The sequence below is a fragment of the Pseudomonas glycinae genome, assembly GCF_001594225.2.
Lineage (GTDB): Bacteria > Pseudomonadota > Gammaproteobacteria > Pseudomonadales > Pseudomonadaceae > Aquipseudomonas > Aquipseudomonas glycinae.
On the sequence record NZ_CP014205.2, the window covers coordinates 1381642 to 1393975 of the forward strand.

Consider the following 12334-nt stretch of genomic DNA (forward strand, 5'->3'; position numbering starts at 1 on the left):
GTCTCAAAGTGTGCCTGTTGAGCATAGTCAATCGGCCGACAGCGCGCGAAACCGTTGGTAATGCCTTGGTGGCACCGGCATAACTATCTACTGCGAACGGTCGCCCGCGAAATGGTGTGCTGACGCCTCATCCCACAGGAGAGGCGCCATGCCACCGATTCCCGCCGCTGATATGAGACCCGCGGCCTCACAGAGCATCCACGGTCCGTTTCTTGAACAGGCCATTCCCGATTGGCTGACGGACGCCACGGCGCAGCGACGTGCGGAGCTGGGCAGCGCCAACGCGGCACTGACGCCCGGTTATCGCCAGGCCACCGCGCAGCAGCGTCGCGCGTTGAACGACGCCGTTGTCGCCAGTTTCGTCGCCCAGTCCCGGCTGGACCGACAACTGTCATCCCTGCAAGACATCGACACCTTTGCCAGACCTTTGCTGACCAAGGCATTGCAGGAGCAATTTGGCGTGGAGATGGATGTCGATGTGATTTATCTGTGCCTGAACAAACCGGTTCAAATGGGGATCCTTTCGATAGAAGTGGGTGTGTTCGAGTTCATGAAACTGCCGCTGCTGCAGGCGGCGCTGCATAACTTTGCAGCCTCGGAATGTGAGCCTGAGGCGTTCCACGATTCCTCCGGTTTCTTGATCGAGTGGTGGACATCCGGTGTGCTCCTTCCCCTGCAAACCACGTTGACCGTTCCCGGGTTCATCACGCTATGCCGTTCGCTGGACATCGGCGCCAAGTATCAGGCCTACCTCAGGGGCTATCTCCACGCCGAAGAGGTGCAAGCGACCCTGCGGGACAATTTCATCGGCGCCGCCAAGACTGATCTGCGCGCTGCTGCCGAGCAGGCGCTGCTGTGCAACGACATCGAGCCTGCCGACTACTCGATGATCCTGTCGGTCATCGATGGCAACCGTCATCCTCGCCTGGGCAACAAGAGCGTCTGGTTTCACGAACTGAGCCTGATGAAGCATCGTATGACTGGATGCGTCTGTTTCTCGATCAGCGAGAATGATCGCTATACAGACGATTTGCTGCTCTATATCCCCCATGATCCCCGGCACCCGTTGAAGCGTTATACGCGCAAGCAACTGTGGGACATGTTCAGGAAGCGCTTCAGCGAACGCGACAGCGGCTCGTCGGCAGAGTTTGTGCCGACGGCGTATCAGCGGTTTTTCAGCCGTTTCGTGGCTTATGCCGATCGCGCGGACTATTTCAGTCAGTTCACTCGCGATGCCTCGGACGCATCCGCCGCCGGGCGTGTTGTTCTCAAGCTCCTTACAATGCTCAATCCCTTCACCGGCTTCACATCCGTCCATGAATGGCCGCCCCTGCGCCAGCAACCGCTCCCGGAGGACGACCCTTATCTGGCCCCGGCAGTCATTCCCCGCGAGGGCGACGACCCCGCATCCGAAAACGTTGACCTGTGGAACTATCTTTTCGAGCAACACCGCGACCGGCTCACTGCCGATGCCCGCAGTCACGCCGTACCCACGGCTGATGTCGATGCGAAAGTGCGCAGTGAGAAGCTCGCGGCATTGCTGAACATCGGCATGCTGGTGCTGACCACGGCAGCAGGGTTTGTACCTGTTCTGGGCGAGATCATGACTGGCGTCATGGTCGGTCAGTTGCTGGAAGAGTCCATTGAAGGCGTCATTGACTGGAGCGAAGGGGATCGCCAGGCCGCCAAGGCACACTTGATCGATGTCGCGGAGAATCTGGTGCTGTTCGGCGTGCTCGCCGGGGCCGGAAAAAGCCTGGGCGGCGTCAGACCGGCAACGGCTGCACCCGTGGTGGAAAAACTGCATCCGGTCACATTGGCCAGCGGCGAAACCCGGCTGTGGCGTCCGGATCTGACGGCCTATGAAAGCCCCGATTGGCATCTTCACCAACACGAACCCAATGCCCTGGGGCAATTGACCGAAGGGGAAAAAACCTGGATCCGGATCGAGGGCAGGGCGTACGAGAAGCACTGGGACAGGACAATCAAGCGCTGGCGAGTGCGGCATCCCCGCGATCCCCACGCTTATCAGCCGCCGCTCAGCCACAACGGCGTCGGTGCCTGGCGCCATACGCTGGAGCGTCCGTTGTCCTGGGATCGGCTGACGCTGCTGCGCCGCATCGGGCATCGAACCGACAGTCTTTCAGACACGCAATTGCTGGCCATCGCCGATATCGGCGGTGTCAGTGACAACGCTTTGCGCAAAATGCATCTGGATAACCTGCCGCCGCCGCCCGAACTGGCCGATGCGTTGCAATTGTTTGAAGCGCCTCGCGGCACTGCCGCGCCGGACGCGCGAATCATCAAGCTGCAAACGGCGTGCCCGGGACTCGGCGATGCCGCCGCCCGCGAGGTGCTGGCTCATGCCGATGCCGACTCGCTGGCGATCTTGCAAACCTCCAGGCCAGTCCCTCGCCGTCTGCTGGAGGAGGCGCGCTGGCACGCAAGTCAGGGGCGGGCGAGTCGCGCGTATGCCGGTTTGTACCTGGAGCATCCTTCAGCCGACAGTGGGCGTCTGGCTTTGCAGTTGCTCGAGAAACTGCCGGGCTGGCCGGGTGATGTGCGACTGGAGTTTCGCGATCGGCATCGACAGGGCGGGCTGCTTGAGGCGATTGGCAGCGAATCGGCGGCACACCGGGTGTATCTGGTGAAACAGGGGCCGTTGTTCCAGGCATTCAGCGAGCAGGCATCGAGCGCTCGGCTCGATCGGTTTTTCCCCGCGCTCATGCGCGCTTTGCCACGGCAAACAACAGAGGCGCTGGGGATATTCGGGATGACGGACGGCGCCAGGCTACAACGTGCGATCATCGATTACGCCACCGCTCACCCGGAGCAGGTTCGCGCCTTCGTGGTTCCACCCGGCCAGGGCGTCCGTGCGTTCACACCGCCAGTGCGTCTCGAAGGTCGTCGACTGGGGTATTTCGCCAGTGGGGAGGGCGCAGTAGGGCGTTCGGGTGTCAATCCTTCTCTGGTGATCCGATTGCTCGACGTTTATCCGAATCTGGATTTGCGACAGGCCAACGGCGTCATCCTCAGAGCGATGAGAGAAGGCCAAAGCGACGCGCAGATCATGCAAGGGCTGGTCGAACGCGCGCTTGAGTGGGAGCGCCTTGAATCAACGCTCGCTCAATGGGCGGTTCCCGGTGCGCATGTCGAAGAGCGCTTGCGAGCTGTGCGTCAGTTGAAGCAATGCTGGCGCAATGCACCACTTGCTGCCGAAACCCCGGGTTACAGTCACCTCGAGTGGATCTGCGACGACCCGCTGCCACCCATGCCGGGGACTTTTCCTCATGTGAAATCCCTGCGTCTGCAATCGCGCCGTTCAGATGCTGCACAAATGCGTGGATTCCTGCGCGCGTTCCCCGAGATTCGCCATCTCGATCTCAGTGAATGTGCGCTGACCACCAATCCCGTCCCCACCGATACCCGCGTGAAACTGGTGGAGCTCAACCTGTCCGGCAATCCGCTGTATCGGCTGGACGTCTCGAACATGCCGAACCTTAAAGTCCTGAACCTTCAAGGGACGCAACTGCAACAATGGCCACGGGCAGCCGAAGAGCTTCGGGCGCTGCGCTGGCTGGATCTGCGCAACACCCGCATCACCACGCTGGCGCCGCAAATGCTTGCCCGTGACGAACTGTTGATCAATACCAATCTGACCGGTGCTCCCCTTACAGACGAAACGCAAGTCCGCCTGCGGGCGGCACAACAACGGGTCGAGTCGACCCTGGGGCTGCCGGAGGGGGCGTTGGCAAGGTTTGCCCTTGAACCGATACCCGACCCTTACCCGCACCCCATCGAGACGGGGTCGCGCGTGGCCTCGCGGTTGTTGCCGCTGCCACCGGCATTGCCCGCTGAAGAGCATCCAGGTTCCTTCATCGCTCGCCTGCAGCGAATCATTCCCGAGTTGTCGGAGCAGGAGGCCATTGAAGCGGTCGAGTACCTGCGCATCGGCGTCAGCGACGAACAAGTCAGTGCGCGGCTCGCTGAGTGGAACCGGCGGTTCGACGTGATGACCCGGGAGTTGAATGGCTGGATCTTCGTCCGGCGCAGTTCAGAACAGCGTTTCAGGCATCCGCGAATTTCATCGGAAGGTCGCGGGGACGCGGCACAAAAAATCATCGAGTGCTGGCGACTGGGTCTGCTCGGTGAGGCTGGCGAGGCCGATTATGTGCTGGATCTGGAAGGCACTCTCGGTGTGGGAGCGTTGCCCAGGCTGCCGGAAGCCTTTACCCATGTGGCGGGCTTGAATCTGCGAGGGCTGGAACTGAGCGAGCAGGGCCTCAACGATTTCCTCCTGTCGTTCACGCAAGTTGAAACCCTGGACCTGGCTGCCAATGCACTGGAGAACCTGCCGCAAGCCATCGGCGACATGCAGCGGCTTGAGCAACTGGATCTGTCCGCCAATCGCTTGCAGGACGGGCGCACTGTCGTACAGCGGCTGGAGTCGCTGCAGCACCTCAGGCGCCTGAGTCTGAACTACAACCGTTTCAAATCCTTCAACGCCGCGTCTCTGGAGGCGCTGGAGCTGCTGGAACTGAATCACAACCGACTCAAGGATTTCAACGCAGCGATCCCGCCCTGGCTGGAGCGGCTGCATTTGAACGGCAATGACCTGAAGGAATGGCCGGCCGGGGTGCTGCACGCCGAGCGTCTGCATACGCTGAAGCTGTTCGGCAATCCGATCAGGGATATTCCGGCACAGGCGTTTGACGGCCGCCATGATGAACTGCTTGCCGGAACACATTTATCGGGACACTTGCGATCATTGTCGACAGACAGTCTGCAACGGATCCGCGACCATGCTGAGCGAACGGGCGCTCAGTCGGTGCTGGGAATATCCCGGGAGACGCTTGAGCAATGGCTGGCTGATCGCGAGTGGGAGGAACCGGACGGTTCCTCCTCTTCCGACGACTCGGACCGAATCTGATGGCTCAGTTGTCGTAGCCCAGATTGGGTGCCAGCCAGCGCTCGGTCAGGCTCAGTTCCTGGCCTTTGCGCGAGGTGTAGCTCTGCACCTGATCCTTGTCGACCTTGCCCACGGCGAAGTACTGCGCCTGCGGATGGGCGAAATACCAGCCGCTGACGGCTGCCGCCGGGAACATCGCGTAGTGCTCGGTGAGGAACACGCCGCTGCGACCGGCACGCATTTCCTGTGCTTCAGGGTCGAGCAGGGCGAACAGGGTGGCCTTCTCGGTGTGATCCGGGCACGCCGGGTAGCCGGGGGCAGGGCGGATGCCGGAATACTGCTCTTTGATCAGCGCCTCGTTATCGAGGGCTTCATCCTTGGCGTAACCCCAGTGCTCTTTGCGCACTTGCTGGTGCAGCCACTCGGCGCACGCCTCTGCCAGACGGTCGGCCAGGGCCTTGACCATGATCGAGTTGTAATCGTCGCCGGCGTCCTGATAAGCCTTGGCCACTTCTTCGGCGCCGATCCCGGCGGTGGTGATGAAACCACCAACGTAGTCGGTCACTTCGCTGTCCTTCGGCGCGACGAAGTCGGCGAGGGAGAAGTTCGGTTTGCCGTCGGTCTTGATGATCTGCTGACGCAGGTGATGCAGGCGCGCCATAGGCTTGCCGTCATCGCCGTACAGCTCGATATCGTCGTCGTGCACCTGATTGGCCGGCCAGAAACCGAACACCGCACGGGCACTGATCAGCTTCTCGTCGATCAGCTTGGTCAGCATCTCGCGGGCGTCCTTGTACAGCGCGGTCGCCGCTTCGCCGACCACTTCGTCTTCGAGGATGCGCGGGAACTTGCCGGCCAGGTCCCAGGAGATGAAGAACGGCGTCCAGTCGATGTACTCGGCGAGAACGTTGAGGTCGATGTTGTCCAGCACGCGGGTGCCGGTGAAGGTCGGTTTGACCGGGGTGTAAGTGGCCCAGTCGAACTGCGGCTTCTTGGCGATCGCGGCGGCGTAGCTCAGGCGTTCGGTGCGGGCGCTGCGGTTGGCGGTGCGCTCGCGGACGTCGATGTACTCTTCGCGGGTCTTCTGGACGAAACCGGCTTTCAGTTCCTTGGACAGCAACTGCGTCGCCACCCCCACGGCGCGGGAGGCGTCGGTCACGTAGACCACTGCGTCGTTGCTGTACTTGGGCTCGATCTTCACCGCCGTGTGCGCCTTGGAGGTGGTCGCGCCGCCGATCATCAGCGGCAGGTGGAAGTCCTGGCGCTGCATCTCGCGGGCCACATGGACCATTTCATCCAGCGACGGGGTGATCAGACCGGACAGGCCGATGATGTCGCACTTCTGCTCCTTGGCCACCTGCAGGATCTTCTCCGCCGGCACCATCACGCCGAGGTCGACGATGTCGTAGCCGTTGCAACCCAGCACCACGCCGACGATGTTCTTGCCGATGTCGTGCACGTCGCCTTTGACCGTGGCCATCAGGATCTTGCCCTTGGCTTCCGGCTTGTCGCCTTTTTCCAGTTCGATGAACGGAATCAGGTGCGCCACGGCCTGCTTCATCACGCGGGCGGATTTCACCACTTGCGGCAGGAACATTTTGCCGGCGCCGAACAGGTCGCCGACGATGTTCATGCCGGACATCAGCGGGCCTTCGATCACTTCGATCGGGCGCGCGAAGGACTGACGGGACTCTTCGGTGTCTTCGACGATGTGGGTGGTGATGCCCTTGACCAGCGCATGTTCCAGACGTTTGTTGACGTCCCAGCCGCGCCACTCTTCGGTCTCGGCTTCCTTGACGCTGCCGTCGCCCTTGTACTTGTCGGCGATGGCGAGGAGGGCGTCGGTGCCTTCCGGCGTGCGGTTGAGGATCACGTCTTCAACGGCGTCGCGCAGTTCCTGCGGGATCTGGTCGTAGATCTCCAGCTGACCGGCGTTGACGATGCCCATGGTCAGGCCGGCGCGGATCGCGTACAGCAGGAACACCGAGTGGATCGCCTCGCGCACCGGGTTGTTGCCGCGGAACGAGAACGACACGTTGGACACGCCGCCGGAGCTCAGGGCATACGGCAGCTCGTCGCGGATGTAGGCACAGGCGTTGATGAAGTCCACAGCGTAGTTGTTGTGTTCTTCGATGCCGGTGGCCACGGCGAAGATGTTCGGGTCGAAAATGATGTCTTCCGGCGGGAAGCCGACTTCGTTGACCAGAATGTCGTAGGAGCGTTTGCAGATCTCTTTCTTGCGCGCTTCGGTGTCAGCCTGGCCGGCTTCGTCGAACGCCATCACCACCACGGCGGCGCCATAGCGCTTGCACAGTTTGGCGTGGTGGATGAACTGCTCGACGCCTTCTTTCATGCTGATCGAGTTGACGATGCCCTTGCCCTGAATGCATTTGAGGCCGGCTTCGATCACGTCCCATTTCGAGGAGTCGATCATGATCGGTACGCGGGAGATGTCCGGCTCGCCGGCAATCAGATTGAGGAAGGTCACCATGGCCTTCTTCGAATCGAGCATCCCTTCGTCCATGTTGATGTCGATCACCTGGGCGCCGGCCTCGACCTGCTGCAGGGCGACTTCCAGGGCTTCGGTGTAGTTGTCTTCACGGATCAGCCGGGCGAATTTGGCCGAACCGGTGATGTTGGTCCGCTCGCCGACGTTGACGAACAACGAGCTGCGATCAATGGTGAACGGTTCCAGACCCGACAGGCGGCAGGCCTTGGGAATGTCCGGAATCTGCCGTGGCGCGTAACCGGCGACGGCTTTGGCGATGGCTTCGATATGGCCCGGCGTGGTGCCGCAGCAACCGCCGACGATGTTGAGGAAGCCGCTCTGGGCGAATTCTTCGATGACCTTGGCGGTGTCCACCGGCAGTTCGTCGTACTCGCCGAATTCGTTCGGCAGGCCGGCGTTCGGGTGAGCGGACACGTGAGTGCTGGCCTTGTCCGACAGCTCTTCCAGGTACGGACGCAGTTCGCGGGCACCGAGGGCGCAGTTCAGACCGACCGAAATCGGTTTGGCGTGGGCCACGGAGTTCCAGAAGGCTTCGGTGGTCTGGCCCGACAGGGTGCGGCCGGAGGCGTCGGTGATGGTGCCGGAAATCATGATCGGCAACTCGAAGCCCAGTTCTTCGAATACGCCTTGCACGGCGAAGATCGCGGCTTTGGCGTTGAGGGTGTCGAAGATGGTTTCGATCAGGATCAGATCCGCGCCGCCCTCGATCAGGCCTTTGGTGGCCTCGGTGTAGTTTTCGACCAGCTCATCGAAGGTGACGTTGCGATAGCCCGGGTTGTTGACGTCCGGCGACAGCGAGCAGGTGCGGCTGGTCGGGCCGAGAACGCCGGCGACGAAGCGCGGCTTGTCGGGGGTCTCGAGGGTTTTCGCGTCGGCGACCTTGCGTGCCAGACGGGCGCCTTCTACGTTGAGTTCGTAGACCAGTTCTTCCATGCCGTAGTCGGCCATGGAAATCTGCGTGGCGTTGAAGGTGTTGGTCTCGAGGATGTCGGCACCGGCATCCAGATAGGCTTTCTCGATGCCGCCGATCACGTCCGGGCGGGTCAGCACCAACAGGTCGTTGTTGCCCTTGACGTCGCTCGGCCAGTCGGCGAAGCGTTTGCCGCGATAATCCTGCTCTTCGAGCTTGTAGCTCTGGATCATCGTGCCCATGCCGCCGTCTAGAATCAGGATGCGCTCTTTGAGAGCTTGCTTGAGAGCTTGAAGGCGAACGCTGCGATCGGACATTGGGACTACTCGAAAAAGACCATGACGAAGGGGCGGGATCATAACAAACCTGTGCGGTTTTAGAGCATGTGGCGCTTTTGCATGAATATCGCTCATGTTGGTACGGGCGTCATAACGGTAGAATCGCGGCGTTTTTTCTTCAGGATCAGGATCAGGGACATGTCGTACCGCGTCATCAGCATTGCATTGCTGTTTTTTAGCTTTGGCGCGGCGGCGCAGAGTCCCGCTGTTTCTTCTTCTATTTCCTACACTCGAGACATCCAGCCGATCTTCACCGAAAAGTGTGTGGCCTGCCATGCGTGCTACGACTCTGCCTGTCAGTTGAACCTGGGCAGCGGCGAAGGTGCGGCCCGTGGCGCGAGCAAGATGCCGGTCTACGATGGCGAACGCACCCAGGCGGCGCCGACCACCCGGCTGTTCTATGACGCCTTCGGCAAACGGGCCTGGCAGCAGAAAGACTTCTATTCGGTGCTCGACGCCCAAGGTAGTCAGGCCGCTCTGATGGCACGCATGCTGGAGCTGGGACACAAAACGCCGCTGACACCCAACGCCAAGCTGCCGGAAGACATCGTCTTGGGCCTCAATCGCGAAAACCTGTGCGCGATGCCTGCGGAGTTCGACGGCTATGCTGGCGCCCATCCGAAAGAGGGCATGCCGCTGGCGGTGACCGGGCTGACCGATCAGCAATATCAGACGCTGCAGCGCTGGCTCGCTTCCGGTGCGCCGATCGACGAGCAAGGCCTGGCGCCAAGCGCCAAGGAGGCGATGCAGATCGTCCAGTGGGAAAACCTGCTCAACCAGCCTGGCGCGCGGGAAAGTCTGGTCGGGCGCTGGTTGTTCGAACACTGGTTTTTGGCGCACATCTATTTCAAGGACGGCGAGCCGGGGCATTACTTCCAGTGGGTGCGTTCGCGCACGCCGACCGGGCAACCAATCGATCTGATCGCCACCCGTCGCCCGAACGACGATCCGGGCACCCAGGTCTACTATCGCCTGTGGCCGGTGCAGGGCGTGATCGTGCACAAGACCCACATCACTTATCCGCTGAGTGCGGCGAAGATGGCGCGGGTCAAGAGCCTGTTCTACAACGGCCACTGGCAGGTCAACGCCTTGCCGGGCTACGGTCCGCAGAGCCGGGCCAACCCGTTCGCCACCTTCGAGGCGATCCCGGCGCAGGCGCGTTATCAGTTCATGCTCGATAACGCCGAATACTTCGTGCGCACCTTCATTCGCGGCCCGGTGTGCCGTGGGCAGATCGCGACCGACGTGATCCGCGACAACTTCTGGGCGCTGTTCCAGGCGCCGGAACACGACCTGTACATCACCGACCCGAACTATCGCGGCCAGGCCACGCCGTTGCTGGCCATGCCGGGGCAGAACGACGATGTCGGCAGTGTCCTGAGCCTGTGGCACAACTACCGCAACAAGCGAAACCAATACGAAGCCCTGCGCCGTGACAGCTACGCCGACCTGCCGGCACCGAGCTGGTCGACCCTGTGGGCCGGCAACGACAACGCCTTGCTCAGCATCTTCCGTCACTTCGACAGCGCTTCGGTGACCAAGGGCCTGATCGGCGAGGTGCCGCAGACGATGTGGCTGTTCGACTATCCGCTGCTGGAGCGCACCTATTACCAGCTGGCGGTGAATTTCGATGTGTTCGGCAACGTCTCCCATCAGGCGCAAACCCGCTTGTATTTCGACCTGATCCGCAACGGCGCCGAACAGAACTTCCTGCGCCTGATGCCCGCCGATTCCCGCGAAGGCTACCTCGACGATTGGTACCAGAGCAGCGGCCAGTTCAAGATGTGGCTCGATTACGAAGCCATCGACGACGACAAGCCGACCGCGCTGAAACTCGACGAGAAAGACCCGAAACACGATTTCGCCATGCAGTTGCTGGCGCGTTACGGCGATCTCAACGCGCGTCCGGATCCGATCAACCGCTGCGAAGACGCCTATTGCTCGCGCCCGAACATCGACCCGGCGCTGCAAAATGCCGAACAGGCGCTGAGTCGCCTGACTTCGCGCCCGGCGGCGGGGCTGAAAGTGATCGATCAATTGCCGGAAGCCACCATGCTGCGGGTTGAAACCCGCAGCGGCAAGCGCGAGGTCTACAGCCTGCTGCGCAACCGCGCCCACAGCAACGTGGCGTTCCTGCTCGGCGAATCGCTGCGTTATCAGCCGGGGCTGGACACGCTGACGATCTATCCGGGCGTGCTCAGCAGCTACCCGAATTTCATGTTCAACGTCCCGGCGGATCAGGTGCCAGCGTTTGTCGATGCGATGGAAAACGCCAAGGATGCGCCGCAATTCGAGAAGATCGTCGAACGTTGGGGGATTCGCCGCAGTCATCCGCAGTTCTGGTTCTATTTCCACGACCTGAGCCAGTACATCCACGAGACCGAGCCGGTGGAAGAGGGTGTGCTGGACATGAACCGGTACGAGAATCTTTGATCGTTTGACGCGAGCCTGCTGTCCCAATTTATGACTAGACACAAAGTTCCTGTGGGAGCTGGCTTGCCAGCGATGAGGGCGGTCCATCCGGCATTTAAGTGGCCTGACACTCCGCCATCGCGGGCAAGTCGAGTCGTCGCACCGCCGCTCCCACAGAGTTCAGTGGTGGTTCAGAAAGAGTGACGGGAGTGGGCAATGTTGATTTCAGTGCAGGCCCTGCGAGCGCTCGCCGCGTGGGCGGTGGTCTGCCATCACTTCATGCAGATTTTCTTCGACTTCGAGGCGCGCGGGCCGATCGGGCAGCTGTTCATCGACAAGGGCGCCGTGGGCGTCGATATCTTTTTCGTGATCAGCGGGCTGGTGATTTTCCTGTCCACCGAAGGCAAGGCACTGCCGCCGGCGCGGTTTCTGTTGTATCGACTGTTCCGTATTGTTCCGGCGTATTGGCTCTACACCGTGCTGATGGCGGTGCTGGTGGTATTCGCCCGGCCGCTGCTGCCGGATCAAACGGTGGACTGGAGCCATTTGCTGTTGTCGTTGCTGTTTATCCCGACCGAAAACCCCGGCGGCTACGGGATCTATCCGACTCTGAATGTCGGCTGGACCCTGAATTACGAAATGCTGTTCTACGTGTTGTTTGCCTGGGCACTGTTGTTCCGGCTGCAAGTACGCCTGCTGGTGGTCGCGGCGCTGCTGTTTGCGGTGTGTCAGGCCTGGACCGGGTTTGGCTGGGTCAGCGAGTTCTATCGCTCGGACATCGTTTATGAGTTCCTGCTCGGGATCAGTATCGGCATGTTCTATCGCCGCGGCTGGATCGGACCGGCGCTCTGGCTGCCGTTGCTGGGGATCGGTGCGGCATTAGTGGCGATCTATCATCTGCCGCCGGAACCCCGATTGCTCAATTGGGGCGTGCCCAGTGCGGTGCTGGTCATGGCCAGTATGGCGCTGGAGCGGCATGTCGAACGCAACAGGCTGCTCAAACTGCTGGGCGACTGTTCCTACTCGGTGTATCTGATGCATGTGCTGGTGCTGTCGGCCGGTGGTTATCTGGCCCGGCGCTACGGAATCAACCCGTATTTGATGTTTATCGTCTGTGCGCTGGCCATTGCTATCGGTTCGTGGCTGAGCTACGAATGGGTGGAAAAACGCAGTTATCAATGGCTTAGGGCACGGATTGACGGCGAACCTGGCGCTTAGCCGATTTGCGAACTATTCCTACGTAAATAGTAGGACTT

Annotated in this window: 4 protein-coding genes; 3 read left to right on the forward strand and 1 reads right to left on the reverse strand. The window is 61.1% G+C overall.

Annotation, left to right across the window (positions count from 1 at the left end; genetic code table 11):
* Positions 1–148: 148 nt before the first annotated feature.
* Positions 149–4930 (forward strand): dermonecrotic toxin domain-containing protein, encoded by a 4782-nt coding sequence (locus tag AWU82_RS06255; protein WP_064381315.1) that lies wholly within the window; start codon positions 149–151, stop codon positions 4928–4930.
* A 4-nt stretch (positions 4931–4934) separates the two neighbouring features.
* On the opposite strand, the gene metH is transcribed toward AWU82_RS06255, so the two are convergent.
* Positions 4935–8645: a methionine synthase gene (gene metH / locus AWU82_RS06260; protein WP_011334495.1), complete on the reverse strand. Its 3711-nt coding sequence runs from the start codon at positions 8643–8645 to the stop codon at positions 4935–4937.
* 159 nt (positions 8646–8804) lie between these two features.
* Here metH and AWU82_RS06265 point away from each other — a divergent pair, with 159 nt between their 5' ends.
* Complete coding sequence (locus AWU82_RS06265; RefSeq protein ID WP_064381317.1) at positions 8805–11099, forward strand: fatty acid cis/trans isomerase; 2295 nt, start codon at positions 8805–8807, stop codon at positions 11097–11099.
* Between the two features lie 195 nt (positions 11100–11294).
* Positions 11295–12296 carry an acyltransferase family protein gene (locus AWU82_RS06270; RefSeq protein WP_064381319.1) on the forward strand — a complete coding sequence of 334 codons (1002 nt, stop codon included), beginning with the start codon at positions 11295–11297 and terminating at the stop codon, positions 12294–12296.
* Positions 12297–12334: the final 38 nt, after the last annotated feature.